This window comes from Aeromonas sp. 600282 (assembly GCF_049175755.1).
In the GTDB taxonomy this organism is placed as follows: Bacteria; Pseudomonadota; Gammaproteobacteria; order Enterobacterales; family Aeromonadaceae; genus Aeromonas; species Aeromonas veronii_A.
Genome location: NZ_JAAKVR010000010.1, coordinates 113,509 through 138,072 on the forward strand (window position 1 = coordinate 113,509; position 24,564 = coordinate 138,072).

Sequence of the window (24,564 nt, forward strand, 5' to 3'; positions counted from 1 at the left end):
TATCATCCGTTTGCTGTCACAGATTGGCAATGATCAGTTGGCAACCGATCAGTTAGCAACGATGTTGAGCAGCTTGCCCGGTACATAGATCACCTTGCGCACGGTCAGGCCGTCGGTGAACTTCTGCACGGAGGCATCGGCCATCGCCAGCTTCTCGACATCGGCCTGGCTGATCTCGGCCGGCACGGTCAGTTTGCCGCGCATCTTGCCGTTGATCTGCACCACCACCAGCTTCTCGGTCTCGACCATGGCCGCTTCATCGGCCACCGGCCAGGCTGCGTGATCGATGTCGTCGCCCTTGCCCAGCATCTTCCACAGCTCGAAGCCGATGTGCGGGGTGATGGGGTAGAGCATGGCCACCACGGCTTCCAGCGCTTCCTGCATCAGGGCGCGGTCCTGCTCGTCGCTACCCAGCTTGGAGAGATTGTTCATCAGCTCCATAATGGCGGCGATGGCGGTGTTGAAGGTCTGACGGCGACCCACGTCATCGCTCACCTTGGCGATGGTCTTGTGCAGTTCACGGCGTACCGCTTTCTGCTCGTTGGTGAGAGCAGCCACATCCAGAGCGGCAACGGCGCCACCGGAGACGTGCTCGAAGGTGACGCGCCACAGGCGACGCAGGAAGCGCTGGGCACCCTCTACGCCGGAGTCGGACCACTCCAGCGTCATCTCTGCCGGGGAGGCGAACATCATGAACAGACGGACGGTATCGGCGCCGTAACGCTCGACCATCAGCTGCGGGTCGATGCCGTTGTTCTTGGACTTGGACATCTTGGTCATGCCGGAGTGCATTACCTCACGACCTTCGTTGTCGATGGCCTTGGTGATGCGACCCTTCTCGTCACGCTCTACCTTGACGTCGGTCGGGCTGACCCAGACGTTGCCGCCTTTCTCGTCTTTGTAGTAGAAGGCGTCGGCCAGCACCATGCCCTGGCAGAGCAGGCGCTTGAACGGCTCGTCGCTGTTGACCAGACCGGCGTCACGCAGCAGCTTGTGGAAGAAGCGGGCGTAGAGCAGGTGCATACAGGCGTGCTCGATACCGCCGATGTACTGATCCACCGGCAGCCAGTGGTTGGCAGCAGCCGGATCCAGCATGCCCTTGTCGTAGTCTGGCGAGCAGTAGCGCGCGTAGTACCAGGAGGACTCCATAAAGGTGTCGAAGGTATCGGTCTCGCGGAACGCTTCCTGACCGTTGTAGGTGGTCTTGGCCCACTCGGCATCGGCTTTGATCGGGCTCTGGATACCATCCATCACCACATCTTCCGGCAGCAGCACCGGCAGCTGGTCTTCCGGCGTCGGCACTACGGTACCGTCAGCTAGGGTCAGCATCGGGATGGGGGCACCCCAGTAGCGCTGACGGGAGACACCCCAGTCACGCAGGCGGTAATTGACGGTGCGCTTGCCCTTGCCGAGCCCTTCCAGCTTGCTGGCGATGGCATCGAAGGCGCCCTGGAAGTCGAGACCGTCAAACTCGCCGGAGTTGAACAGCACGCCCTTCTCGGTATAAGCCGCTTCGCTCACGTCGACGTCGCCATCAACCGGTTTGATGACAGCCTTGATGTCGAGGCCATATTTGGTGGCGAATTCGAAGTCACGCTGATCGTGGGCCGGAACTGCCATCACGGCGCCGGTGCCGTAGTTCATCAGCACGAAGTTGGCGACCCAGACCGGTACCTTGCGGCCATCCAGCGGGTGAATGGCATAGAGGCCGGTGGCCATGCCCTTCTTCTCCATGGTGGCCAGCTCGGCTTCGGCTACCTTGGTGTTCTTGCACTCTTCGATAAAGGCGGCCAGCTCCGGATTGTTCTGGGCTGCTTGCAGCGCCAGCGGGTGACCGGCGGCGATACCGACATAGGTGACGCCCATGAAGGTGTCCGGACGGGTGGTGTAGACCTCCAGCTGCTCAGCCTGACCCTCGATGGCGAAGCTGATGTTGACCCCTTCGGAGCGGCCAATCCAGTTGCGCTGCATGGTCTTGACCATTTCCGGCCAGCCTTCCAGATTGTCGATGTCGTTGAGCAGCTCTTCGGCGTAGTCGGTGATCTTGATGAACCACTGGGGGATCTCTTTCTGCTCCACCGGGGTGTCACAGCGCCAGCAGCAGTTGTCCACTACCTGCTCGTTGGCCAGTACGGTCATGTCGTTCGGGCACCAGTTGACGGAGGAGGTCTTCTTGTAGACCAGACCCTTCTCGTAGAGCTTGGTGAAGAACCACTGCTCCCAGCGGTAGTAGTCCGGCTTGCAGGTGGCGACTTCACGATCCCAGTCATAACCCAGACCCAGCATCTTCAGCTGGTTCTTCATGTATTCGATGTTTTCGTAGGTCCAGGGGGCCGGCGCCGTGTTGTTCTTGATGGCGGCGTTTTCCGCCGGCAGACCGAAGGCATCCCAACCGATGGGTTGCAGCACGTTCTTGCCATTGAGGCGTTGATAACGGGAGATCACATCACCTATGGTGTAGTTACGAACGTGCCCCATGTGTAGTCGACCAGACGGATAGGGGAACATGGACAGGCAGTAGAACTTCTCCTTGTCTACCTTCTCCACGGCCTTGAAGGTTTTCTTGGCATCCCAGTGCTTTTGCACTGCTGGTTCGATTGATTGGGGAACGTATTGCTCTTGCATTGGTGACATCCGGATCTGTGAAATGAATAGATAAATCAGCTGGGAAATCGCAATAGAATACCCATATCCTGCGGCGGCAACAACCGCCAGCGTCCCTTGGGCCTTAAGCCGGGCCAGATCAGGGTTTAGTAGAGGAGTTAGAGCCATGGACAAACGTCAAAAAGGGTACGAAGCCTTCATTGCCGAGCTGCAAAAACAGTGGCAAGAGACTGAAGAGTTCCAGGGGGAGCGCCTCAACCGGATGATTGCCAAGGTGCAGGCCTATCTGGAGGCCGCCAGCGACCTGACTCAGGACGAGCTGGCGCTCATCGCCGAGTACGTGAAGCGGGATCTGGGCAACTATGACGAGGGGCGCCATGACGATAGTGCGCAGGTGGAAGAGTCTGCCTTTATGTTGGCCCTCAAAGACACCGCCTGGTCCTGGCTGGCGGATGTGACCGACCGCGCCCAGGTGGAGTGGCGCGAGCTGGCCGACGAGCTGGAGCACAAGGGTGTTTACGAAGCGGGTGACTGGGTAGGGCTCGGGGTCATGGTGTGCGACCAGTGTGGCTGGCGCCATACCGTGCTGCACCCCGAGCAGCTCGATACCTGCCCCGAATGCGGCTGCGCCGAGTATCATCGCGAGCCGCTCTCGCCCTGAGCAGCCATACCATCAATGCGGACGAGATAACGAGAAAAAGGCGCCATTAGGCGCCTTTTTCTTACTTGCAGGTTTCGTCGTGGCGTTTACTTGCCTGCGACGGAGAGGCCACCAAAACGGATAAGCGGGGCGTAGAAGCCCTTGCTGTCGTTGTGGTGCATGGTGTCACCGACCGCTTCCAGCTCGCCCAGCAGGCGGTAGAAGTTGCCTGCTACCGTGATGCCGCGCACCGGCTGCAGGCGAACTCCATCGCGGCAGAGGAAGCCCGACGCGCCAAAGGAGAAGTCACCGCTCACCGCATCGGCACCCGAATGCAGGCCATCCAGCTTGACCAGCTCCAGATAGTCGCCGCTCTGCACTTCCGCTTCGCAGTGGGGGCCCGCGCCAAACACCAGATGGCGAGCGGTCACATCGAGGGCGCTGCGGGCACCGCGGGCGGCCGATCCGTTGCTGGCGACGCCAAAGTGGCGGGCAGTGGCGCTGTTGTGGAGCAGGGTTTTCAGCTCCCCTTCGCCAATCAGCAGCAGATCCGAGCTGGCAGCCCCCTCGCCATCAAACGCCTTGATGTTCATGCCGCCAGGCATATAGACCCGGCTTTCCAGAGTAAGCCAGCGTGACGCCACGCTCTGGCCGACCTTGCTGCGCCAGGGGTTGATCCCCTGCTGGGCCCATTTGCCCGACAGCACGCCCTGAAAGCAGCCAAACAGGCTGGCAAAGCAGTTGGTACTGAAGATGACGCTGTAGCGACCGCTCGGCACCGCTTCACCGGGCAGCAGGCCATCGGCGATGGCGTAGATCTGCTCGATGAGTCGCTGGCTATCCAGCTCGTCGAAGCGACGGCCATACTGGCCCTGCGAGTGCATCGACTGGCGGCCATCCCGTTCCACCAGCGCCGAGGTGTAGCAGCCGACGCTGAACTCGCCGTGCTGGCAGAGGGTGCCATGACTGTTGGCGAGCCAGAGCTGGCTCTCCCCTTCGAAGAAGCTGTTGTAGGGGGCGCCGCTCACATCGGGCATGGCCAGCATGTCAGATTCCAGGCGCAGGGCCAGAGCGATCTTCTCCTCAACCGGCGTGGTATCGGGCTGGTTGATCTCGGCGCAATCTGTGGTGATCAGGCTATTGGCCACCGAGATGCGCTGATCCGCATCCACCTTGGCAAAGCGGCTGGCATCGAGCGCATCCTGCAGCATGGCATCCAGCGCCAGCTCATCGAGGGATTCCGAGTAGGCGATGCCGACTCGACCCTCTTTGATCAGGCGAATGCCGAGTTGCTGGCTGCTGGTGACCTTGTATTCACCTAGCTCGCCCTTGTCTGCCTTGAGGGAGAAGGCCTTCTCCTGATTGGCGATGATGTCTGCCTCGGCGTTGAGGTCGGCCACTTTATCCAGCAGGCGGGTGAGCAGTTGATTCATGTCGATGGTGCTCATCAGGCGTTCCCTCCCACCAGAATATTGTCCACTTTCAGCGCTGGCTGGCCCACCGAGGTGGGGACCGAGCCCGAGACCGAGCCGCACATGCCTGCGGCCAGCGCCAGATTGCGGCCCACCATGGAGATCTCTTTCAGCACCTGCGGGCCGGTGCCGATCAGGGTGGCCGACTTGAGCGGCTCGGTGATTTTGCCGTGCTCGATGAGATAGGCCTCCTGCACATTGAAGTTGAACTCGCCGGTGCCGGGCTGTACCGAGCCGCCCCCCATCTTCTTGGCGTAGATGCCGTGCTCTACCGTGGCCAGCATATCGTCGAGGCTGTGGTGGCCCGGTTCGATATAGGTGTTGCGCATGCGCGAGGTGGGGGCGTACTTGTAGGATTCGCGCCGCCCGGAGCCGGTGCGGGCGTAGCCCGTCTTGAGGGCGCCCATTCTGTCCACCAGAAAGCCGGTCAGAACGCCGTCCTTGATGAGCTGGGTGTGCTGGGTCGCCATCCCCTCGTCATCGACGTTGATGGAGCCCCAGGCGTTGCTCTGCAAGCCTTCATCCACCGCATTGACCACCGGATTGGCGATGAGCTGGCCCATCTTGTCGTGGAATACCGAGGCCTTTTTGGCCACCGAGGTGGTCTCCAGCAGATGACCGCACGCCTCGTGGAAGATGACGCCGCCAAAGCCATTCTCCATGATGACCGGCAGGGTGCCGCTCGGGCAGGGAGCCGCCCCCAGTTTCACCAGTGCCTGACGGGTGGCGGTGAGGGCCAGCTCGCGCGGATCGATGCGATCGGCATGCTCCCAGCCCATCAGGGCGCCGGGGGCCTCGTAACCGACGCTCTGCTCGCTCCCTTCCATGGCGATGGTCTGGGCCATGATGCGGTTGTAGTGGCGGCGATCGGCCACTTGCACTCCTTCGCTGTTGAAGATCTCCACCTCCTGCTCCCAGCCCAGCACGTTGCCGGAGAACTGGCTCACCTTGCTGCTCTCGGCACGGGCCACCGCATCCATGGCGTGCAGATAGGCGATCTTCTGCTCCAGCAGCTTGTCTGCCGACAGCGGCAGGGCCACCGGGTTGCGATCGCTCAGGCGGGTGAAATCGAAGGCGGTGGCGGTCACCACCGGGTCGCGGCGGTCTTTGGCCGCCAGCAGGGTGACGATGCGCAGCAGTTCGTCGCGGCTGGCCAGATTGGTGTAGCCGTAGAGCACCTTGTGGCCGTAACAGAGGCGCACGCCGATACCGAAATCGAGGCCGCCGCTGATGTTCTCTATCTGGCTGGAGAGCAGGCTGAGCTGGCTGCGGCGCTTTCGCTCGACAAACAGCTCGGCAAAATCGGCACCCAGCGCCAGCGCGTGATCGAGCACGTCACGGGCAATGGTGGGGGCCAACAGGGAGAATGGAGTCATAGAATATCCTTTTCTGGTCTGTCCGTTTGCTTCCGACATCCGGTTCTGATTGTTATGGGATGTCGAGTCCATTGTTGCAGACCAGCACAAAAAAGTCGCTATAGCGTCATGCGATGATACCGATTGAGAAAATCGGTGCGATAACTGCGCCCGGCGGCCAGGGCCAGGCGCTCAGGGTCGTTTTGCCAAAACGTAGGAAAGATCAGAGCAGGGCGTGGATTTCGCTCAGGATCTGTTCGACCCACTGCTCGATGCGCGGATCGGTCTGGTCATATTGGTTGGCATCATCGAGGGCCAGCCCGACGAAGTGACGGCCATCGTCGATCAGTGCCTTGGAGGCATCGAATTCGTACCCTTCGTTGGGCCAGTAGCCCACCAGCTTGACCCCTTTTGGCACCAGCTGATCGTGCAGCATGCCGAGGGCGTCCTGGAACCATTCGCCATAACCGAGCTGATCGCCGAGGCCAAACAGGGCGACGATGCGTCCCTCCAGATGGAGATCAGTGATATCTTCCCAGCGGGACTCCCAGTCCTCCTGCAGTTCGCCAAAATCCCAGGTGGAGATGCCGAGGATCAGGATCTCGTAATCCTCCATCAGGCGTAGGGAGACATCCTTGATATTGTGAATATCCACCAGCTCGGGGCCGATGAGGGCGCGGATCTTCTCGGCAGCCATCTCGGTGTAGCAGGTGGTGGAACCGTAAAACAGACCAATCTTCATCGCTCTTCTCTCTGTTGGCGCTTTCTCGCTTGCTTTGGCGCGTTCTCTCATGCTCGTGTGGGTTGCGCCATGTTGGCAACACGATGGGTAACGTAAGGGGAGGGCGCCAGTCTAGCAGATTGCCATTCGACCTTCACCGCCCGGCAAGGGGGGTGGCAAACGTGCCTTATCTTTCCAATGAAAGTGCCTTGTCTTTCCAAGGAGTTGGCGCGTTACAATGGGCCATCTTTCCCCTGATTGCAGCGCACCATGAGCAAGCCCGACCCCCATCCCCTGATTGAACCCTTTCTCGATGCTCTCTGGCTGGAGCGGGGATTGTCTGACAACACGGTCAGCTCCTATCGCAGCGATCTGGAGAAGTTCTCCCTCTGGCTCGACGAGCAGGGGAGCTCGCTGCTGCTGGCGGGGATGGACGAGATCCAGCACTACCTCGCCTGGCGGGTCGATCACCAGTTTGCGGCCAGCAGCACCGCCCGTTTTCTCTCGGCCTTGCGCCGTTTCTATCAGTATCTCAACCGTGAGAAGCTGCGCAGCGATGATCCGACCGTGCTGCTGGAGGGGCCCAAGCTGCCGAAAAAACTCCCCTCCGATTTAAGCGAAACGGAGGTGGATGCGTTGCTGAGTGCGCCGCTGGTGGATGACCCGCTGGAGTTGCGGGACAAGGCAATGCTGGAACTGCTCTACGCTACCGGCTTGCGGGTTTCCGAGCTGGTGGGGCTCACTGCCGAGCATGTCAGTTTGCGTCAGGGTTTGGTGCGGGTGGTCGGCAAGGGCAATAAGGAGCGGCTGGTGCCGATGGGCGAGGAGGCGATGCACTGGCTGGAGCGTTACTACCGCGAGGCCCGCACCCTGCTGCTGGGGGGCACCAGCTCAGATGTGGTGTTTCCCTCCAAGCAGGCCCGTATGATGACCCGCCAGACCTTCTGGCACCGCATCAAGCTTTACGCGCAGCGGGCCGGGATTAACGGCGAGCTATCCCCCCATACCTTGCGCCACGCCTTTGCCACCCATCTGCTCAACCACGGCGCCGACCTGCGGGTTGTGCAGATGCTACTGGGTCACGCGGATCTCTCCACCACCCAGATCTACACCCATGTGGCCAACGAGCGACTCAAGGCGCTGCACGGGGAGCACCACCCCAGAGCTTGAGTGGCTGGCCTCCCAAAAACAAAAAACCGCCAGCAGGCGGTTTTTTTATCTCTACACGACAGGAGATGGCGCTTATTTCCCTTGCTGGGATTTCAGCAGATCACGGATCTCGGTCAGCAGCTCCTGATCCTTGGTCGGGCCTGCCGGGGCGGCGGCTTCCTCTTCCTGCTTTTTCTTGAGGGTGTTGATGGCCTTCAGTCCCATGAAGATGGCGAAAGATATGATCAGAAAGTCGATGATGGTCTGGATGAACTTGCCATAGGCGATGACCACGGCGGGTGTTGTCCCTTCTGCAGCCTTCAGGGTGACCGCCAGGTCGCTGAAGTCCACGCCGCCCAGGATCAGGCCGATGGGCGGCATGATCACGTCACCGACAAAAGAGGAGACAATTTTGCCGAAGGCGGCACCGATGATGATACCGACGGCCATGTCGATGACGTTGCCGCGGGCGGCAAAGGCTTTGAACTCTTGAATCAGACTCATTATTTCCTCCGAAATTAAACAAGATAGCGCGTTGACTACCCTGGCCAAAGGGCGAACTCTTGTCAGGAAAAACAGAGGCTAAGCTGCGTTATTCCTGTCGTCCTGACTAGCTTGCGGGCGTTATGAGTCCTTGGCAATCGGGGGGAACCATTTTTTTGGTACAAAGTGATATTAATTTTTTGATAAGTAGCTGGTTGAATGATGAGCTGTGCTGCTGTAGTTTGCTGGGTCGATTCATTCATACCGCGTGAGTAAACAAGTGAAGTATTTACTACTGGGAATGATGCTTTTGTGCACATTTGCTGCCAGAGCGGGGATGGATACCCAAACCTTGAAACAGACCATTACCGCCCGGTTAGGGGTCTCTGTTTATCTGGTGGAACAGACCCCCATTCCCGGGCTCTATATGCTGGGCACTTCACAAGGGGTGCTCTACAGCGATGCCAAGGGGAACTATGTGGTGCAGGGGGTCATGCTGGATATGACTCATAACATGAAGAACCTCACCATCTCGGGCATGCGCGAGCAGCGTCGACTGGGCTTGTCCCAGGTGACCCATACACCGGTCGTGCTCCAGGCCAGTAATGAGCGTCATCGGGTTGCGCTCTTTTTCGGTGAGCAGGATGCCGCTCGTCGCCAGCTGTCCGGCACGCTGCAACATCTGCAGGCGTCCGGGGTCAGTGTCGAGCTCTACCCCGTGATTGAACATGCAGGACAGGCTTCCCACTGGTGCCAGGATCCCCTGCTACAGAATGATCCCTTCAAAGCCTATTTGCCTCAAACGGCATGTAGTGAGACCCTTATCCAAAATATTGGCCTGAGCCAATGGTTGGGGGTCAAGGTACTGCCGGCCTGGGTCTCCTCCGACGGGGATCTGGTGCGCGGGTATCAGAGCCCCGAACAGCTGCTCAAGATACTGGATCATATTGATGTCCCTGCAAATCCGTCGTCGTCCGCGAGTTGATGATTCCCATCTGCCTGCCACCCTGCATCCCCTGCTCCGCCAAATCTTCGCCAGCCGTGGCGTAGAGGATCCCGCCCTGCTGGAGCGCAGCGCCAGCCAGCTGTTGCCGCCCCAGCGCCTCTATGGCATGGAGCAGGCGGTGCCGCTGCTGGCGGAGGCTCTGACTGCCCAGAAACGGATCCTGATTGTCGGCGACTTCGACTGCGATGGTGCCACCAGTTCGGCCCTGTGTGTGCTGGCCCTGCGCGCCATGGGCGGTCGCCACATCGATTTTCTGGTGCCCAACCGCTTCGAGTTTGGCTACGGCCTTACCCCCGAAATTGTCGAGCTGGCGGTGGCCCGTGGCGCCGAGTTTCTTATCACGGTGGATAACGGCATCTCCAGCATCGCCGGGGTGGCGGCAGCCAAGGCGGCGGGCATGCAGGTACTGGTTACCGATCACCATTTACCGGGTCAGGAGCTGCCTGACGCCGATGCCATCGTCAACCCGAACCAGCATGGTTGCGATTTCCCCTCCAAGTCGCTGGCCGGGGTGGGGGTGGCCTTCTATCTGATGGCGGCCCTCAACACCCATCTGCGTCAGCTCGGCTGGTACGAACGGCAAGGGTTGCGCGCCCCCAATGTGGCGGATTACCTCGATCTGGTGGCCCTAGGCACGGTCGCCGATGTGGTGGCACTCGATGGCAACAACCGTATTCTGGTCCATCAGGGCTTGCAGCGGATCCGGGCCGGGCGCTGTCGCCCCGGCATTCAGGCGCTGGTGGATGTGTCGGGCCGCGATGGTCGCCGCCTCACCGCCGCCGACCTCGGCTTTGCGCTGGGGCCGCGCCTCAACGCGGTGGGCCGTCTCGATGATATGTCCCTCGGGGTTGCCTGTCTGCTCTGCGATGATCTCAATTTGGCGCGCCAGCTTGCGGCCGAGATGGACAGCCTCAATCAGGAGCGCAAGGAGATCGAGCAGGGGATGCAACAGGAGGCCCTCGCCACTCTGGAGCAGATCCGTTTTCGCGATGGCGAGGTGCCGTCGGGCATAGTGCTGCACCGCAACGAGTGGCATCAGGGGGTGGTGGGGCTGGTGGCCTCCAAGGTGAAGGAGAAGTACTACCGCCCGGTCATTGCCTTTGCCGAGAGCAGCGAGACCGAGCTCAAGGGCTCCGGCCGCTCCATCCCCGGCGTGCACCTGCGCGATGCACTGGAACTGCTCGATACCCGCCATCCGGGGCTGATGGGCAAGTTTGGCGGCCACGCCATGGCGGCGGGGCTGACCCTGCCCAAGGCCAACATCGAGGCGTTCGGTCGGGCCTTTGAGGCAGTCATCAGCGAGCTGGTGACACCGGAGCTCTTGACCGGGGTGCTGCTCACCGATGGCGAGCTGCTGCCGGACGAGCTCACTCTCGAGCTGGCAGAGCTGATTCGCGCCTCCGGCCCCTGGGGTCAGGCCTTCCCCGAGCCGCTGTTTGACGGCGAATTCGTGCTGGTGCAGCAGCGGCTGGTGGGGGAGAAGCACCTCAAGATGATGCTGACAACCGATTCTGGTCACGCGGTGGATGCCATCGCCTTCGGCGTCGATCTCAAGCGCTGGCCCGATGCCTCGGTGAAGCGGGTGCGGCTTGTCTACCGGCTCGATGTCAACGAGTGGCGCGGCAACCGCAGCGTGCAGCTGCTGGTGGAGCATCTGGAGGCAGCCGGTCTCTGAGCTGGGAGCATCGCTGCTTTATCGCAGATAGCGCCAACAAAAACGGCCACCCTCGGGTGGCCGTTTTTGTTGGCAGATCTCTGGAAAAGGGCGTTGACCTGTCTATAGCTTTACAGTTTAAGCTCGTCTCTATCGGGTCACCTGAGGGCCCGCACCGTGAGTGATTGCCATGAAAATATCCGAACTGGCCCGCCGCTGCGGCCTCGCCCGCTCCACCCTGCTCTATTACGAGAAGCTGGGGGTGATTACCGGTACCCGGGCCGCCAACGGCTATCGCCACTATGACGAGGGGGATCTGCAGCGACTGCAGATGGTTCAGGCCCTGCAGGCAGGTGGCCTCAGCCTCAAGCAGTGCCTCGCCTGTCTGGCTGGCGAGATAGATCAGGCGGCATTGCTGGCCCGGGTCAGGGAGCTGGATGAGGAGCTGGCGCGGATGCAGCGCGCCCGGGATCTGTTGGCGGATCTGGCAGGGCTGCGCCCGCGCTCCGGTGAGGAATTCAAGGCCTGGCAGCTGCAACTGCAGCGCGAGGCACCGGAGGCCTACTTCGCTTGGGTGATGAAACAGGGTTTTAGCGAGAAAGATCGCTACCACTTGCAATGGTTGAGCAAAGACATGAATGAACATGAGCGTTACATCAAGGACTTTATCCAGCTGCTGGATGGCATGAGTTACTGGGGGCCGGGGGATCGCGCCTTCACTCAGCAGCAGTTTGCCGCCTTGCCCATCCGGCCGCGCCGTATCCTCGACATGGGCTGCGGGCGCGGTGCCTCGACCATGGCGCTGGCTCAGGTGACTGATGCCGCCATTGTGGCCATCGATCTGGAAGAGGAGGCGCTGGCCGCCGTGGCGCACTCCGCCCGTGCTGCGGGCTTTGAGCATGTCTCCACCCTCTGCGCCAACATGGCGGCACTGCCGGACGATCTGGTCCCGGCCGACCTCATCTGGGCAGAGGGGAGCGCTTACGTGATGGGGGTTGCCAATGCACTGAAGGCGTGGCGTCCACTGCTCGCGAGCCCACAGGCTTGCATCGTGCTCAGTGATGTGGTCTGGCTGACCGATAACCCGCCAGAGGCGGCGTTGGCATTCTGGCAGCAGGATTATCCCGCCATGCAGACGCTGGCGGGCCTGCTTGAGACGGTACAAGCGGCAGGCTACCGCTGCCTGTCACACACCCCCTTGCCGATGAGCGCCTGGAACAACTATCTGGCCCCTATCGAGGTCAATCTGGTGCGCTATCGAGACGAGCTGGGGGAGAGTGCCGCCTGGCAGGACTTGAGCCGGGAAGTGGCCATCCACCGCCAATATCTGGGTAGTTACGGCTATGTGATCTGCTGCCTGCAGGCGATGTGAAGAGGATGGCTATTGCCATTGAGGGTGAGCCAGGGACCGGACGGGGGAGCAGATGCTCCCCCATTTGTTTGGGTTTTTAAATGCTCAGTTCAGTGATAATTGAGTGTTTAGTGCTGATTTGAATGATTAATTGAATATCAAAATCCAATAAAGCGATTGCTTGTGATATATTTATCCCCGCATTCCTGTCATCCCTGAAGGAGCTCGAACCTTGCCTCTTGCCAGTCGCTTCACCCCAAGCCGCATACAGCACGGTGCAATGGCCTTTGCCATCGCCTGCATTCTGTGGCTCGCTGCTTTTGCCGCAGCTGGGCTGAGCGCCGTTTCGCAGGGGCCATCTGCCGGGGCGATGGCGGGGATGGCACTGCAAGACCCGCTCAACCAGCGTCTCGTCGACACGGTCGGCTTGCTGCCGGGCAACCAGTGGCGCCACGGGGTCGAGCAGGGGCGGCGGTTGGCGAAAGCGCGGGACGGCCATCTCTATCAGATGCTGCTGGCCTGGTTCCAGCACGACATCCTCGGCCTGCTCTGTGGCCTGCTGTTCTTTGTGCCGCTGATCTATGTCAGACAAGCTTGTGGCCACGTTGGCTATCTGCATAAACGGCAACTCTGCGGCCACCATCTGCAATATCGTTTCTGTCAAGGCGACTAGCTCACCCGGCTGGCGGACGCTCATCCACATTTTCACACGGCTTTTAACGCTACCGATTGACTGACGGGGCAGGCTGACACCTGCAGCCTGCGCTCTATCGTCCGGAGTTGCGTCCGCGCTTTCTGTTGTGTCGTCCATGCTGCTGGCCATCGGCCAGAGGCAGACTTTCTCTTTGCGCAAACACCTGGTGAGCACACCTATGGACTACTACCTCAACCTGTTTATTCACTCGATCTTTGTCGAAAACCTCGCCCTGGCCTTCTTTCTGGGGATGTGTACCTTTCTGGCCGTCTCGAAGAACATCAACACCGCCTTTGGCCTTGGCATGACGATCCTGGTGGTGATGGTGATCGCCATTCCCCTCAACAACTTGATTTACCGCCATATCTTGCGGGCAGGCAGTACCTTTTTCGGTGAATTCGATCTGGGATTTCTCGATTACATCATCTACATCGGGGTGTTGGCGGCGCTGGTGCAGGTGATGGAGATGGTGCTCGACAAGTACGTTCCGGCGCTCTATCAGGCGCTCGGTATCTATCTGCCGTTGTTGACGGTGCACTGCGCCATCTTCGGCGGGGTGATGTTTATGGCGCAGCGGGATTACGATTTCATTGAGTCACTGGTCTACAGCGCAGGTTCAGGGCTTGGCTGGCTGCTGGCCATTGTCGCCATGGCCGGTTTGCGCCAGAAACTGAAGTACGCCGATGTCCCCGAGGGGCTGCGGGGCATCGGCATCACCTTTATCGTGGCGGGGCTGATGTCCCTCGGTTTTATGTCCTTCTCAGGCATATCGTTTGATTGAAGATGAAAAAAACGAGGCGCCTGCGGGCGCCTCGTTGTTTATCAGGGATTGCGGATGGCCATTACAGCTCGCGGGCCCAGGGATGAGCCTTGGGACGCAGCGCCAGCGCCAGACCCAGCAGCAGCACGGTCAGACCGTAGAGGGGCCAGCTGCCAAAGCGCATGTAGGGGGTCTCGCCGTGGGCGGGACGCACTTCGCTGCGCAGCACGCCCGCTTCAAACTGCGGGATCTGGCCGATGATGCTGCCATCGATCTCGGTAACGATAGTGATACCGGTGTTGGTGTCGCGCAGCAGCGGACGAGCCAGCTCCAGCGCGCGCATCCGGGCGATCTCCATATGTTGCCAGGGGCCGATGCTGGTGCCGAACCAGGCATCGTTGGAGACGGTCAGCAGGAAGTCGGTATCGGCATTGACGTTGCGGCGCACTTCCTCCGGGAAGATGATCTCGTAGCAGATGGCGGCGGCAAACTTGAGCCCCTTGGCGATCAGGTTGGGCTGCACCTCGTCACCCCGGCTGAAGGAGGACATCGGCAGGTTGAAGAAGGGGGCGATGGGGCGCAGCAGATCTTCAAACGGCACGAACTCGCCGATGGGCAGCAGGTGGTACTTGTTGTAGCGGTTGGAGTGGTTGTAGAAGTAGGACTCCTTGCCATCCGCATCCTGCACCCCCATGCCGAGCACGGTATTGTAGAAGCGCTGTTGCTGCTCGTCGTAGTGAATGATCCCCGCCAGCAGGCCGGTATCGTTCACCTTCATCGCCTTGTCCAGATTCTCCAGATAGGGGCCCATCGCCTTCTCGATGGCCGGGATCGCCGACTCCGGCCAGATGATAATGTCAGCATCCTGATTCTCGCGGCTCAAGTCCTGATAGGTGCGCACCGTGGGGGCCAGCGCCTCCGGATCCCATTTGAGGGATTGGGCGATATTGCCCTGCACCAGTGCCACCTTGACCGGTTCGCCACGGGCCACCCAGTTGAGTTGCATCAGGCCGTGAGCACCGGCAACCAGCAGGGCAGGCACCGCCAGCCAGAGCGGGGAGCGGGATTTCCACACCAGCCAGATAGCGGAAGCGGAGAACAGCAGAGCAAGGGTGATGCCTTGCACCCCGAGAATGGGGGCAAAGCCCTTGAGGGGGCCGTCGATCTGGCTGTAGCCAAACCAGAGCCAGGGGAAGCCGGTCATCACCCAGCCGCGCAGCCAGTCAGCCACCAACCAGAGGGCCGGGAAGGCGAGCAGCCAGCGGCTCCAGTGACGGCCGCCAAAGAAGCGGGCAAAGACCCAGCAGGCGAGCGTCGGGTAGAGGGCCAGATAGGCGGAGAGCCCGGCCAGCAGGACGAAGGCCATCGGCAGCGGGATGCCGCCAAACTCGGTCATGCTGACATGGATCCACCATAGCCCCGGCAAAAAGAGTCCCATGGCGTAGCCAAAACCGCGCCAGGCGGCCTGTTTCGGCGTGGCTTTGTCCAGCAGGGCGTAGAGGCCAAGCAGGGAGGGGATCACCAGCGGCCAGTAGCCGAAGGGGGAGAAGGCCAGCACGGCGATGGCGCCAGAGGCCAGCGCGCTAAGGCTTAACAGAATTTTGGAAGTAACAGGGGATATTCTCACGGGCGATGGTGCTCGTCTTGGTGTGCAACTGGGGTCGAATGGCCGGTATCTTAACCTGTAAGCGGGGCAACGGCGAGCCTCGATGCCGGTGGCAGAGAGCACAACGCCCCGAGGTCGGGGCGTTGTTTCACACATTGAGCGGATCTGCTTATTGCGGCTCGGATTGCGCCGCCGCGTGGTGCTCGGGGATCTTCACCTGCAACTGCTGCAGACGACGCCGGTCGGCATGCATCACCTTGAACAGGTAGCCGTCCAGCTCGATCTCCTCGCCCTTCTTGGGCAGATGACTGAAGGCGTGCATCACCAGACCACCCACAGTATCCACCTCTTCATCGCTGAACTGGGTGCCGAAGAAGTCGTTGAAATCCTCGATCTCGGTAAGGGCACTAACCGAGAAGACCCGTTTGCTGATGCGGCGGATCTCGTCCGGCTCATCCTCGATGTCATCGAATTCGTCATCTATCTCGCCGACGATAAGCTCGAGAATGTCTTCAATGGTCACCAGACCGGAGACGCCACCAAATTCGTCGACCACGATGGCCATGTGGTAGCGCTCTTCGCGGAACTCCTTGAGCAGACGGTCAACCCGTTTGCTTTCAGGCACGATCACCGTGGGGCGCAAGATTTTCTCGAGCTGCAGCGGCTCGCTGGCGTGATGGCCGCCAAACCCGAAGGGGAGCAGATCCTTGGCGAGCAGAATGCCCTCCACATGATCCTTGTCCTCGTTGATCACCGGGAAGCGGGAGTGGCCGGACTCGATGATCACCGGCAGGATTGCATCCACCGGCTGGGACTTCTCGATGGTCACCATCTGGGAGCGGGGGATCATGATATCGCGCACGCGAAGATCGGCGATCTCCAGCACCCCCTCGATCATATCCTTGGTGTCCTGATCGATGAGGTCGCGCTCTTCGGCATCGGCTATCACGTCTACCAAATCATTGCGGTCTTTTGGCTCGCCCTGGAAGAGTTGGCTGAGTTTGTCGAGCCAGGTTTTCTTCGGCGAGCCGGTACTAGGGTGATCGTCGGTCATTTTCTCTCTTGGTTACTCGTATGAACACACTTGAAATAGTTCGGGTTATATAAGGATGGCCATCTGCTGTTTCAAGACGATGACCATCCGGTTCTTTACTCTTCGTCGTTCAGATAAGGATCGGCAAAACCTAGCTCTTGCATTATGTCGCGTTCCAGCTGCTCCATCTCTTCGGCTTCCTCATCCTCGATATGGTCATAACCTAGCAGATGCAGACTGCCGTGCACAACCATGTGGGCCCAGTGGGCCATGAGGGGCTTGCCCTGCTCCTCGGCCTCGCGCTCTACCACCTGACGGCAGATCACCAGATCGCCGAGCAGCGGCAGCTCCAGACCGGGTGGCGCCTCGAACGGGAAGGAGAGCACGTTGGTGGGCTTGTCTTTGCCGCGATAGGTGAGGTTGAGCTCGTTGCTCTCCGCCTCGTCGACGATACGCACCGTCACTTCAGCCTCCTGCTGGAAGCCTAGAATGGTGCCGTCGAGCCAGCCTTGCAACTGGGCTTCGGCGGGCAGGCCGTCAGTGCTGGCACTGGCCAGCTGCAGATCCAGGGTTACGCTCATTGCTCACTCTCTTTGCCGGAATAGGGTGCTGCTTTTTCGGCTGCCTGTTTGGCATCGAATGCCTCGTAAGCCTGCACGATACGGGCCACCACCGGGTGGCGCACCACGTCTTTGGACTCGAAGAAGTTGAATGACAGACCATCGACCCCTGGCAGCACTTCCAGCGCGTGGCGCAGGCCGGATTTGGCGTTGCGCGGCAGGTCTACCTGGGTGATGTCACCGGTGACCACCGCCTTGGAGTTGAAGCCGATCCGGGTGAGGAACATCTTCATCTGCTCGGTGGTGGTGTTCTGGGCCTCATCGAGAATGATAAAGGCGTCATTGAGGGTTCTTCCGCGCATATAGGCGAGCGGCGCCACCTCGATGATGTTGCGCTCCATCAGCTTCTCGACCCGCTCAAAGCCCAGCATCTCGAACAGAGCGTCGTATAGCGGGCGCAGGTAAGGATCCACCTTCTGGGAGAGATCCCCGGGCAGGAAGCCGAGCTTCTCACCCGCTTCCACCGCCGGACGGGTCAGCAGAATGCGGCGAATTTCCTGACGCTCCAGCGCATCCACCGCCGCTGCGACCGCCAGATAGGTCTTGCCGGTACCGGCCGGGCCTATGCCGAAGCAGATATCGTGGCGCACGATATTGGCAATGTACTGGGCCTGATTTGGGCTGCGTGGTTTGATGAGACCGCGCTTGGTCTTGACCGTCACCTCCTTGCCATAGGGGATGCTCGGCGCCGGTTCGTCATCCTGCTCCAGCACCCGCGACTCCTGAATGGCCAGATGGACCATGTCGGGAGTGATATCGGTCACCTTGCCACCCTTGAGGGGCTGGGTTTCCACATAGAGGTGTTTGAGGATGACGGCGGCGGCATCCAGCTGGGCCGGTTTGCCCACCAGCTGGAAGTGGCTGTCACGGTAGCTGATCTCGACGCCGAGGCGGCGCTCCAGCTGCTTGATGTTATCATCGAAGGGGCCGCACAGGCTGGCAAGGCGCTGGTTGTCGGCGGGCTCCAGATGCAGATTCAGGGTCGAGATGTGTCGGCTCAAAATATCCTCGTCTCAAGGCGCTCCCCATCCGCCGGGCGAATGGGGAGGAGGGGATTAATGGGGAGTGAAGGCGGCCACGCCCAGCTCGTCCGGTACGTTATCCGGGCGACGGGCCAGGATTTCGCTCGGGGCGGTGGCGATCCGCAGGTTCATCTCGCTCTCGCCGCGGATGAACTTGCCGCGCAGGGAGTTGGGACGCACCTCGGTGATCTCCACGTCGGCAAAGCCGCCGATCAGGGTGTGCTGGCCTTCGAAGTTGACCACCCGGTTGTTCTCGGTGCGGCCACACAACTGCATCGGGTCGAGCTTGGAGGGCCCTTCCACCAGGATGCGCTGGGTGGTGCCCAGCATGGCGCGGCCAATCTGCATCGCCTGGTTGTTGATGACGTGCTGCAGGCGGGCCAGACGGGCTTTCTTCACTTCCATGTCGACATCGTCGGGCATGTCGGCGGCCGGGGTGCCCGGGCGCGGGCTGAAGATGAAGCTGAAGCTCATGTCGAAACCCACATCTTCGATCAGCTTCATGGTCGCTTCAAAGTCTTCGTCCGTCTCATTCGGGAAGCCAACGATGAAGTCGGAGCTGATGGTGATGTCGGGACGGGCGGCACGCAGGCGACGGATCTTGGATTTGTACTCTAGGATGGTGTGCGGGCGCTTCATCATGGTCAGAATACGGTCGGAGCCGCTCTGCACCGGCAGGTGCAGGAAGCTGACCACTTCCGGGGTGTCTTTGTAGACTTCGATGATGTCGTCGGTGAACTCGATCGGGTGGCTGGTGGTGTAGCGAATGCGATCGATACCGTCGATGGCGGCCACCAGACGCAGCAGCTCGGCGAAGGTGCAGATGCCGCCATCAAAGGTCGGACCGCGGTAGGCGTTGACGTTCTGGCCGAGCAGGTTCACTTCGCGCACGCCCTGCTGGGCGAGCTGGGCGATTTCGTAGAGCACGTCGTCCAGCGGACGGCTCACCTCTTCACCGCGGGTGTAGGGCACCACGCAGTAAGTACAGTATTTGGAGCAGCCTTCCATGATGGAGACGAACGCAGTGGCCCCTTCGGCGCGCGGTTCGGGCAGACTGTCGAATTTTTCGATCTCGGGGAAGGCGATATCAACCTGGGCACCACGGCCCTCTTGCACTTCCTTGATCATGGCGGGCAGGCGATGCAGGGTCTGCGGGCCGAACACGATATCCACATAGGGAGCACGCTGGCGAATCGCATCGCCCTCCTGAGAGGCAACGCAGCCACCCACGCCGATCACCAGACCGGGCTTGTTGGCCTTGAGCTTTTTCCAGCGTCCCAGCTGGTGGAACACCTTCTCCTGCGCCTTTTCGCGGATGGAGCAGGTATTCAGCAGCAAGACATCTGCCTCTTCGGGCTCTTCGGTAAGGGTGTAGCCATTGCTGGCATCCAACAGGTCGGCCATTTTGGACGAGTCATACTCGTTCATCTGGCAACCCCAGGTTTTAATGTGAAGTTTCTTGCTCATTGCTTCTCTTGACTTGTTTTGAAATCGGCATGGTCAAAGGACCGCGCATTTTACTCCGCAATCTGGATACTGCCTAGCTAATATCCAGCTGGCAATGGTGCTCACCCGATACCTGTTGCCAGCAAGCTCAATAAGCTTTCTCCTTGATTTGACGCAGCAATTCCCCGTTTGTCTCACTGTTTATCAGCCGCCCTTGCGCTATCATGCAGCCATCCGGTTCACGTCCGGGCGCTGTCGCCGGACGCACCCTTTCAGGAATAAATGTATGGAACAGTGTGATATCGCCATCGTCGGCGCCGGCATGGTGGGTGCCGCCACCGCCTGTCTGCTGGCGGCTCAGGGCCTCTCGGTGCGGGTCATCGAGACCCAGCTGCCGGAGCCTTACGCGCCGGAGCAGCCGCTGGATCTGCGGGTCTCTGCCATCAGTCAGGCCTCGGTGGCGCTGCTGGAGCAGGCCGGTGCCTGGCACCATCTGCAGCAGATGCGGCTCTGCCCCTACCGCCGGCTGGAGACCTGGGAGCTGGACGGTTTTGCCACCCGCTTCAATGCCGCCGATCTCGGTCTGCCCCAGCTCGGCTACATCATCGAAAACCGGTTGGTGCAGCTCGCCCTGCTCAAACGGATGGAGGATTTTCCCACCATCCAGACCCACACCCCGGCGGCGGTGACCAGCCTGCGCCAGAGTTCGGATGAAGCTGTGCTGACTCTGGATGATGGCACCGAGCTGGCGGCCCGCTGGGTGCTGGCCTGCGATGGCGCCGAATCCCACACCCGCAAGCTGGCGGGTATCGGGGTATCGCGCTTCGAGTACCGCCAGCATTGCATGCTGATCAATATCGACACCGACTTTGCGCAGGAAGATATCACCTGGCAGCAGTTCACCCCGAGCGGCCCGCGCGCCTTCCTGCCGCTGCCCGGTCAGCACGGCTCTCTGGTGTGGTATGACAGCCCGACCCGGATCCGGGCGCTCACTGCCATGAGCAACGAAGGGCTTGCCGCCGAAGTGCGCCGCCACTTCCCGAGTCGGCTCGGCGGGTTCACCGTCACCGGCAAGGGGAGCTTCCCGCTGGTGCGCCGCCACGCCAACGACTATCACGTCGGTCGGGTGGTGCTGCTTGGCGATGCTGCCCACACCATCAATCCGCTGGCGGGGCAGGGGGTCAACCTTGGCTTCAAGGATGTGGCCTGCTGGACTGATCTGCTGCAAGGAGCTGGCGCCGACTGGCATCAACTGGCGTTGGCCGAGCGTTACGAGCGGCGCCGTCGTCCTGACAACCTGCTGATGCAGTCGGGGATGGATCTCTTCTACGGGGTGTTCAGCAATGAGATTGGCCCCCTCAAGCTGGCCCGCAATCTGGCCCTCAATCTGGCGGATAAAGCTGGCCCCTTAAAGGAGATGGCGCTGCGCTATGCACTGGGGCTGGTTTGACAGGTAGAAACCAGATAGCACGGGCTGAATGCGCGAAGGAGCAAAGGTGATGAACAAGGCACTGCTGGTGATCGATTTTATCAACGATATTGCCCACCCCGACGGGCGCATTGCCGCCTCCGCAGCCCATGTGCTGGAGCAGGATGCCATTGCGCATGCCAATCAGGCGCTGGCCCATGCCCGCACCCATGGCTGGCTGGTAGTGCTGATCAAGGTAGGCTTTGACGGTGGCTATCAGCTGCAACCCAAGGGTTCCCCCATGTTTGGCAGGGCCCATCAGCTTGGCGCCCTCTCACTTTGCGACAGCGGCACCGATTTTCATGCAGACCTTGATGTGCAGCCCGGTGATCTGGTGCTGGCCAAACCCAGAGTGAGTCCATTCTATGGTACTGCGCTGGAACCTGCCCTGCGGGCCAACCACATCGACCACCTCTATCTGTGCGGGGTGAGCACCAGCTGGGCCATTCAGGCGGCAGCGCGGGATGGTCACGATCGCGACTACGCCATCACCATTCTGGAGGATGCCTGCGCCGCCGCAGATGCCACCGAGCATCACACCTCGCTGCGGATGTTGGGTCGCATCGCCGAGATCATCAAGGTGTCCCGGCTGGCTTGATCCTTAACGCAGGCTGCGCCCGATCACCGTGTTGAGATTGACTCAGCGGCTCCCTGTCGGGCCGCAGCGCTTTTGGGCAACATGATTGTCGGGCAAGATAGTGCTCACATGGATAACAACAAGGATGGACAGATGCGTTATCAGGGACGGATCGCGAGCTGGAACGAGGCGCGCGGTTTTGGATTTATTACGCCGGAGCAAAATGGCGCCGAGCAGATAATCAATGGATCACGCAGTGCAGGGCTGTTTGTGCATGTTACGGCGCTGCAATCAGATGGCCGGGTGCCAGAGCCGGGGGAGCGTGTCACCTATCTGATCGGCAGTGGCCAGGATGGCAAGCCAAGGGCGTTACAGGTCTTTTTCCCCGATCGCCCGCTCACGTTGGCGGATGCCGTGCCGTCGGCCGCATCATCAGCGGCGTCATCGTTTCGGGCGGCAAGTCAGCCGCCACGACCCACTTCTACCAGAGAGCGGAGTAACCCCTATCGACGTCGCAAGAGCAGCTGGAGTGGCAAATTGATCCCTCTGCTGGTGCTCGTCGGCCTCTTTTCCATCTATTCCCGTTTCTCGGCTGAGTCGATGGCGCCATTGCCGGTCTCCTCTTTCAATCAGGAGGAGGTCAGCACGCCACAGGCAACGACCTTTATTCGCCAGTGTGATGGTCGGCAGCATTGCTCCCAGATGACCTCCTGTGAGGAGGCAACCTGGTTTTTACAAAACTGCCCTGGTACCAAGATGGATGGGGAAGGAGATGGCATCCCCTGTGAAGATCAGTGGTGTGTTAATTGAAATGCTTTGATTCACAAAGGCCCGATTAATTCATCTCGATTGCTGAGCGCTATCTTCTCCTGGTTCCGTCTGCGGGAGTTTTTGGCTGGGTCAGCGATCGATTGTGGCTGGGTGCGGTGCGGGATGGGGATCGAGGACCAGCTGCACGAAGCGATCGCGGATCGGGTCGGCAAAGGCGGGGTTCCACACCAGACTTATCTCCCACTCGGAACAGGGGCCAAAGAGGGGATAGAGGGTGACGTCCGGGCCCGCGATAAAGCTGACGCTGTGCGGCAGGATGGCATTACCTATGCCTGCCGCAACCAATGCCACCAGAGTCTGAATATCCTCTGCCTCTTGAACCATGCCGGTCAGCCGGTTGGCGCCGAGAAACCCGGCGATCTGCCGGGTTAGGCCGGGACAACGGTAGCCCACCATCTGCAACAGGGGTTGACTAGTCAGTGCCTGCTGGACGTCAAACGATGACGGATCTGGCTGGGTCATCCGGGTTGGCACCGCCAGTACCAGCCGGTCGGTCAGCAGCCGATGCTCCTGCAACAGCGGAGTCTCTGGCCGACGCATAAAACCAAGTTGCAACTGGCCGGAGAGCAGCTGCTCCTGCTGGATCGCGGAGGGCATATCCTGCAGATGGACCATCACGTCCGTGACCTGCTGTTTGAAGCGGGCCACCAGCGCAGGGGCCAGCGCGAAACTCGACAGGCCAAACCCAATCTTGAGCCGACCGGCCACGCCACTCGCCACTGCCAGCGCGTGACGTTCAAACTCCCTGCCGTGTTTGACCAGTGCGCTTGCCTGAGTGAGCAGCTGGGCGCCGAGCGCCGTCAGCTCGGCACCATGGCGGCCCCGCTTGAACAGGGTGCAGCCCAGCGTCTGCTCCAGCCCCTGGATCTGCTTGGTGAGGGCCGGTTGGGTAATGAAGAGGCGATTGGCCGCTTCCCGGTAGTTGGCGGTCTCGGCCAGCGTCACAAACGCCTGCAGTTGCCTCAAGTCGAATTTCATTCCAATTGGTTATCCAAAGTGGCGATTTATTGATTATAAATTATCTAATCGCCTTGTTCTAATGGCTCGGCAAGGGGGGAATCGCCCTCCTCTGAACCGGAATAAGGAGCCATATCATGTCTACCCAACGTTATCTGTTTTTGATCAAGGGCAAGCTGGTGCTGGCTCAGCCGTTGGCGGCCCCGGAGACTGGGGAGCTGCTCGCCAGCCTGTTGCAACAGGGGTTTGTGGTCGGCCCCTTGCAAGTGTGGGCTGGCAGTACCGAGCAGGCGCTCGCCTGTTATGAGCGTGCCGCCCAGCAGCAGGCCTTTGCCGATGCGCTCTCTGGCTCTCTGCCCGAGCTGGCCGGGGGGCCTGTATGAGTGTCTGTATGAGTGCTGGCATGAACACGATCACCCTGTCGGTATCCGCCCTGCTGCTCGATATGGATGGCACCCTGGTCTGCTCGACAGGCGATGTGGAGCAGGTATGGCAGCTCTGGTGTCGTGAACATCTGCTCGATCCCGAGCCAGTGTTGGCGATGTGCCACGGTATACGTTCGCGCGAGGTGATCCGGGAGCTGGCCCCGCAGCTGGATGTGGAGCGGGAAGCGGCGCGGCTCGACGAGCTGGAGATGCTGCATACCGGCGGCGACGCCATCGCAGGAGCTGGCGAGTTGCTGCGCCATTTGCCGCCAGAGCTTTGGGCCATCGTGACCTCCGCCAGTGAGCAGGTTGCCCGTCACCGCCTGAATTGTGCCGGTTTGCCGCTGCCGGCCGTGCTGGTGGGGGCCGAAGCTGTGATCAATGGCAAACCCGATCCCGAGCCCTATCTGCTGGGCGCTGTACGGCTTGGCGTGTCGCCCGCTCGTTGCTTGGTGTTCGAGGATGCCCCGGCCGGTATCGAGAGCGCCCTGCGTGCAGGTTGCACCGTGGTGCAGGTAGGGGGCGATGCGCCGCTCAATCCGGCGGTGGTGGCGGTGATCCGCGACTGGCGCGAGGTGAGAGTGGTGTCAGGGAAAGGCGAGTCCTTGCTGGTGATGCTGTCGATGCAGGGCGCCAACCAAGAATGACGGCACGAGAGCTCTGGGAGTTGAATTAGGGGGCTGAGCCTGA

General features: G+C 60.6%; 23 protein-coding genes. 12 read left to right on the top strand and 11 right to left on the bottom strand.

Annotated elements, in window-relative coordinates:
* Positions 1–48: 48 nt before the first annotated feature.
* Positions 49–2,625 carry a leucine--tRNA ligase gene (leuS, locus tag G5137_RS11425; protein ID WP_421255391.1) on the bottom strand — a complete coding sequence of 859 codons (2,577 nt, stop codon included), beginning with the start codon at positions 2,623–2,625 and terminating at the stop codon, positions 49–51.
* A gap of 145 nt (positions 2,626–2,770) precedes the next feature.
* On the opposite strand from leuS, the gene G5137_RS11430 reads away from it, so the two are divergent.
* Positions 2,771–3,265, top strand: coding sequence for a zinc ribbon-containing protein (locus tag G5137_RS11430; protein ID WP_005348075.1), 495 nt, complete (start codon positions 2,771–2,773; stop codon positions 3,263–3,265).
* Positions 3,266–3,351: 86 nt separating this feature from the next.
* Here G5137_RS11430 and G5137_RS11435 read toward each other — a convergent pair whose 3' ends face one another.
* From G5137_RS11435 to fldB, 3 genes are all read right to left on the bottom strand, one after another.
* The gene (locus G5137_RS11435; RefSeq protein ID WP_421255392.1) at positions 3,352–4,692 is read right to left on the bottom strand and encodes a TldD/PmbA family protein; all 1,341 of its coding nucleotides are present in this window, start codon (positions 4,690–4,692) and stop codon (positions 3,352–3,354) included.
* Positions 4,692–6,092 carry a TldD/PmbA family protein gene (locus G5137_RS11440; protein WP_421255393.1) on the bottom strand — a complete coding sequence of 467 codons (1,401 nt, stop codon included), beginning with the start codon at positions 6,090–6,092 and terminating at the stop codon, positions 4,692–4,694. Before G5137_RS11440 ends, G5137_RS11435 begins: the two co-directional genes overlap by 1 nt.
* Before the next feature lie 202 nt (positions 6,093–6,294).
* Positions 6,295–6,813, bottom strand: coding sequence for a flavodoxin FldB (gene fldB / locus G5137_RS11445; protein WP_069554118.1), 519 nt, complete (start codon positions 6,811–6,813; stop codon positions 6,295–6,297).
* A 249-nt stretch (positions 6,814–7,062) separates the two neighbouring features.
* On the opposite strand from fldB, the gene xerD reads away from it, so the two are divergent.
* Positions 7,063–7,962 carry a site-specific tyrosine recombinase XerD gene (gene xerD, locus G5137_RS11450; protein WP_042061134.1) on the top strand — a complete coding sequence of 300 codons (900 nt, stop codon included), beginning with the start codon at positions 7,063–7,065 and terminating at the stop codon, positions 7,960–7,962.
* 72 nt (positions 7,963–8,034) lie between these two features.
* On the opposite strand, the gene mscL is transcribed toward xerD, so the two are convergent.
* The gene (mscL, locus tag G5137_RS11455; protein ID WP_042054731.1) at positions 8,035–8,445 is read right to left on the bottom strand and encodes a large-conductance mechanosensitive channel protein MscL; all 411 of its coding nucleotides are present in this window, start codon (positions 8,443–8,445) and stop codon (positions 8,035–8,037) included.
* Between the two features lie 316 nt (positions 8,446–8,761).
* Between mscL and G5137_RS11460 the strand changes: the two genes are divergently transcribed.
* The 5 genes from G5137_RS11460 (at position 8,762) to nqrE (ending at position 13,910) form a co-directional block, all read left to right on the top strand.
* A complete protein-coding gene (locus tag G5137_RS11460) occupies positions 8,762–9,409 on the top strand; it encodes a disulfide isomerase DsbC N-terminal domain-containing protein (RefSeq protein WP_216978179.1) in 648 nt (215 codons plus the stop codon).
* Positions 9,375–11,105 carry a single-stranded-DNA-specific exonuclease RecJ gene (gene recJ, locus G5137_RS11465; RefSeq protein WP_216978180.1) on the top strand — a complete coding sequence of 577 codons (1,731 nt, stop codon included), beginning with the start codon at positions 9,375–9,377 and terminating at the stop codon, positions 11,103–11,105. The genes G5137_RS11460 and recJ overlap by 35 nt, the downstream gene beginning before the upstream one ends.
* Positions 11,106–11,274: 169 nt before the next feature.
* Complete coding sequence (locus G5137_RS11470) at positions 11,275–12,456, top strand: MerR family transcriptional regulator (RefSeq protein WP_421205128.1); 1,182 nt, start codon at positions 11,275–11,277, stop codon at positions 12,454–12,456.
* Between the two features lie 211 nt (positions 12,457–12,667).
* Entirely contained in the window at positions 12,668–13,108 is a 441-nt protein-coding gene (locus tag G5137_RS11475; protein WP_421255394.1) for a hypothetical protein, read from the top strand.
* 199 nt (positions 13,109–13,307) lie between these two features.
* On the top strand, positions 13,308–13,910 hold the full coding sequence (nqrE, locus tag G5137_RS11480) for an NADH:ubiquinone reductase (Na(+)-transporting) subunit E (RefSeq protein ID WP_421255395.1): 603 nt from the start codon (positions 13,308–13,310) through the stop codon (positions 13,908–13,910).
* A 61-nt stretch (positions 13,911–13,971) separates the two neighbouring features.
* On the opposite strand, the gene lnt is transcribed toward nqrE, so the two are convergent.
* From lnt to miaB, 5 genes are all read right to left on the bottom strand, one after another.
* Complete coding sequence (gene lnt, locus G5137_RS11485; protein WP_421255396.1) at positions 13,972–15,516, bottom strand: apolipoprotein N-acyltransferase; 1,545 nt, start codon at positions 15,514–15,516, stop codon at positions 13,972–13,974.
* Between the two features lie 148 nt (positions 15,517–15,664).
* Positions 15,665–16,549 carry a CNNM family magnesium/cobalt transport protein CorC gene (corC, locus tag G5137_RS11490; RefSeq protein ID WP_203118663.1) on the bottom strand — a complete coding sequence of 295 codons (885 nt, stop codon included), beginning with the start codon at positions 16,547–16,549 and terminating at the stop codon, positions 15,665–15,667.
* 95 nt (positions 16,550–16,644) lie between these two features.
* Positions 16,645–17,109: an rRNA maturation RNase YbeY gene (gene ybeY / locus G5137_RS11495; protein ID WP_421255397.1), complete on the bottom strand. Its 465-nt coding sequence runs from the start codon at positions 17,107–17,109 to the stop codon at positions 16,645–16,647.
* Positions 17,106–18,149 (bottom strand): PhoH family protein, encoded by a 1,044-nt coding sequence (locus G5137_RS11500; protein ID WP_158112964.1) that lies wholly within the window; start codon positions 18,147–18,149, stop codon positions 17,106–17,108. The genes ybeY and G5137_RS11500 overlap by 4 nt, the downstream gene beginning before the upstream one ends.
* Before the next feature lie 54 nt (positions 18,150–18,203).
* The gene (gene miaB, locus G5137_RS11505) at positions 18,204–19,637 is read right to left on the bottom strand and encodes a tRNA (N6-isopentenyl adenosine(37)-C2)-methylthiotransferase MiaB (RefSeq protein WP_005335132.1); all 1,434 of its coding nucleotides are present in this window, start codon (positions 19,635–19,637) and stop codon (positions 18,204–18,206) included.
* A 265-nt stretch (positions 19,638–19,902) separates the two neighbouring features.
* Here miaB and G5137_RS11510 point away from each other — a divergent pair, with 265 nt between their 5' ends.
* The 3 genes from G5137_RS11510 (at position 19,903) to G5137_RS11520 (ending at position 22,471) form a co-directional block, all read left to right on the top strand.
* A complete protein-coding gene (locus G5137_RS11510) occupies positions 19,903–21,066 on the top strand; it encodes an FAD-dependent oxidoreductase (protein ID WP_421255398.1) in 1,164 nt (387 codons plus the stop codon).
* A gap of 49 nt (positions 21,067–21,115) precedes the next feature.
* On the top strand, positions 21,116–21,682 hold the full coding sequence (locus tag G5137_RS11515) for a cysteine hydrolase family protein (RefSeq protein ID WP_421255399.1): 567 nt from the start codon (positions 21,116–21,118) through the stop codon (positions 21,680–21,682).
* 132 nt (positions 21,683–21,814) lie between these two features.
* Entirely contained in the window at positions 21,815–22,471 is a 657-nt protein-coding gene (locus tag G5137_RS11520) for a cold shock domain-containing protein (protein ID WP_421255408.1), read from the top strand.
* Positions 22,472–22,561: 90 nt separating this feature from the next.
* Here the strand turns inward: G5137_RS11520 and G5137_RS11525 are convergent, their stop codons facing one another.
* Positions 22,562–23,470, bottom strand: a complete 909-nt coding sequence (locus tag G5137_RS11525; RefSeq protein ID WP_216953030.1) for a LysR family transcriptional regulator — start codon at positions 23,468–23,470, stop codon at positions 22,562–22,564.
* 116 nt (positions 23,471–23,586) lie between these two features.
* On the opposite strand from G5137_RS11525, the gene G5137_RS11530 reads away from it, so the two are divergent.
* Positions 23,587–23,832: a hypothetical protein gene (locus G5137_RS11530; protein WP_421255400.1), complete on the top strand. Its 246-nt coding sequence runs from the start codon at positions 23,587–23,589 to the stop codon at positions 23,830–23,832.
* 20 nt (positions 23,833–23,852) lie between these two features.
* Entirely contained in the window at positions 23,853–24,521 is a 669-nt protein-coding gene (locus G5137_RS11535; RefSeq protein ID WP_216953031.1) for an HAD-IA family hydrolase, read from the top strand.
* Positions 24,522–24,564: the final 43 nt, after the last annotated feature.

Bases quoted from the DNA above. Each gene is read 5' to 3' on its own strand.
- recJ (WP_216978180.1), top strand. From the start codon at position 9,375: ATGTCCCTGCAAATCCGTCGTCGTCCGCGAGTTGATGATTCCCATCTG.
- G5137_RS11520 (WP_421255408.1), top strand. From the start codon at position 21,815: ATGCGTTATCAGGGACGGATCGCGAGCTGGAACGAGGCGCGCGGTTTT.
- G5137_RS11435 (WP_421255392.1), bottom strand. From the start codon at position 4,692: ATGAGCACCATCGACATGAATCAACTGCTCACCCGCCTGCTGGATAAA.
- corC (WP_203118663.1), bottom strand. From the start codon at position 16,549: ATGACCGACGATCACCCTAGTACCGGCTCGCCGAAGAAAACCTGGCTC.
- G5137_RS11525 (WP_216953030.1), bottom strand. From the start codon at position 23,470: ATGAAATTCGACTTGAGGCAACTGCAGGCGTTTGTGACGCTGGCCGAG.
- ybeY (WP_421255397.1), bottom strand. From the start codon at position 17,109: ATGAGCGTAACCCTGGATCTGCAGCTGGCCAGTGCCAGCACTGACGGC.
- leuS (WP_421255391.1), bottom strand. From the start codon at position 2,625: ATGCAAGAGCAATACGTTCCCCAATCAATCGAACCAGCAGTGCAAAAG.
- G5137_RS11530 (WP_421255400.1), top strand. From the start codon at position 23,587: ATGTCTACCCAACGTTATCTGTTTTTGATCAAGGGCAAGCTGGTGCTG.
- G5137_RS11460 (WP_216978179.1), top strand. From the start codon at position 8,762: ATGGATACCCAAACCTTGAAACAGACCATTACCGCCCGGTTAGGGGTC.
- G5137_RS11470 (WP_421205128.1), top strand. From the start codon at position 11,275: ATGAAAATATCCGAACTGGCCCGCCGCTGCGGCCTCGCCCGCTCCACC.
- G5137_RS11535 (WP_216953031.1), top strand. From the start codon at position 23,853: ATGAACACGATCACCCTGTCGGTATCCGCCCTGCTGCTCGATATGGAT.
- G5137_RS11430 (WP_005348075.1), top strand. From the start codon at position 2,771: ATGGACAAACGTCAAAAAGGGTACGAAGCCTTCATTGCCGAGCTGCAA.
- G5137_RS11515 (WP_421255399.1), top strand. From the start codon at position 21,116: ATGAACAAGGCACTGCTGGTGATCGATTTTATCAACGATATTGCCCAC.
- xerD (WP_042061134.1), top strand. From the start codon at position 7,063: ATGAGCAAGCCCGACCCCCATCCCCTGATTGAACCCTTTCTCGATGCT.
- fldB (WP_069554118.1), bottom strand. From the start codon at position 6,813: ATGAAGATTGGTCTGTTTTACGGTTCCACCACCTGCTACACCGAGATG.
- G5137_RS11510 (WP_421255398.1), top strand. From the start codon at position 19,903: ATGGAACAGTGTGATATCGCCATCGTCGGCGCCGGCATGGTGGGTGCC.
- G5137_RS11440 (WP_421255393.1), bottom strand. From the start codon at position 6,092: ATGACTCCATTCTCCCTGTTGGCCCCCACCATTGCCCGTGACGTGCTC.
- mscL (WP_042054731.1), bottom strand. From the start codon at position 8,445: ATGAGTCTGATTCAAGAGTTCAAAGCCTTTGCCGCCCGCGGCAACGTC.
- miaB (WP_005335132.1), bottom strand. From the start codon at position 19,637: ATGAGCAAGAAACTTCACATTAAAACCTGGGGTTGCCAGATGAACGAG.
- nqrE (WP_421255395.1), top strand. From the start codon at position 13,308: ATGGACTACTACCTCAACCTGTTTATTCACTCGATCTTTGTCGAAAAC.